2 protein-coding genes are annotated in these 1,052 nt (G+C 56.1%); both read left to right on the forward strand.

The genetic code is table 11. The features are described 5' to 3' along the window. Positions 1–161 (forward strand): cob(I)yrinic acid a,c-diamide adenosyltransferase (locus tag AXF19_RS14040; RefSeq protein WP_172837388.1); only part of this gene is annotated, 161 nt, incomplete at its 5' end. A 13-nt stretch (positions 162–174) separates the two neighbouring features. Continuing rightward, positions 175–1,052, forward strand: an 878-nt coding sequence (locus tag AXF19_RS11165; protein ID WP_237141604.1) for an adenosylhomocysteinase, incomplete at its 3' end; no start/stop codon positions are given.

Consider the following 1,052-nt stretch of genomic DNA (forward strand, 5'->3'; position numbering starts at 1 on the left):
AAGAGCTGCTGCACGCGCTTCCTTCGGAGATGGAACTCGTCTGCACGGGGCGCAATGCGCCGCAATGGCTGCTCGACCGTGCAGATCTGATTACGGAAATGCGGGAAGTGCGCCACTACTACGAACGAGGAATCAGTGCGCGCAAAGGGATTGAAAATTGAAGGAGATATTTACATGGAATCGATGATTCGCGATATCAAGCTGGCGCCGTCAGGTCATGCAAAAATTGACTGGGTGAAGCGCTTTATGCCGGTCATGGCGGCTGCCGACAAGGAGTATTCAGTGACAAAGCCGTTCGCCGGCATCAAGATGGTCATCACACTCCATCTGGAGGCAAAGACCGCCTATATGGCGACAATCTTCAAGCACGCAGGTGCAGACGTTGCCGTCACGGGAAGCAACCCTCTGTCCACGCAGGACGATGTGGCGGCGGCGCTCGTGGAGGAAGGCGTTCACGTCTTTGCATGGCATGGATGCACGGAGGATGAGTATGATGTATTCCTCAACCGTGCACTGGATATTCAGCCCGATATCGTCATTGACGACGGCGGCGATCTGGTCGATATGCTGCATACGACGCGCCGCGAATTGCTTCCAAACCTGATCGGCGGCTCGGAGGAGACGACGACAGGTGTGCACCGCCTGAAGGCGCTCGAGCGTCAGGGCAAGCTCGAATTCCCGATGATTGCTGCAAATGACGCATATTGCAAATATCTCTTTGACAATCGCTACGGTACGGGGCAGTCCACATGGGATGGAATCATGCGCACGACGAACCTCGTCATTGCGGGCAAGACTGTTGTCATCGCCGGATACGGCTGGTGCGGCAAGGGCGGCGCCATGCGCGCGCGCGGACTCGGCGCGAACGTCATCATCACGGAAGTCGATCCGATCAAGGCAATCGAGGCTGTTTTTGACGGCTTCTATGTCATGCCGATGGATGAAGCCGCAAAGGTTGGTGATATCTTCCTGACGCTCACGGGAAACAAGGACATCCTTTGCAAGCGTCACTTCGATGTGATGAAGGACGGCGCAATGATGGCGAACTCCGG

Source organism: Selenomonas sp. oral taxon 126, from assembly GCF_001683335.1.
In the GTDB taxonomy this organism is placed as follows: domain Bacteria; phylum Bacillota; class Negativicutes; order Selenomonadales; family Selenomonadaceae; genus Centipeda.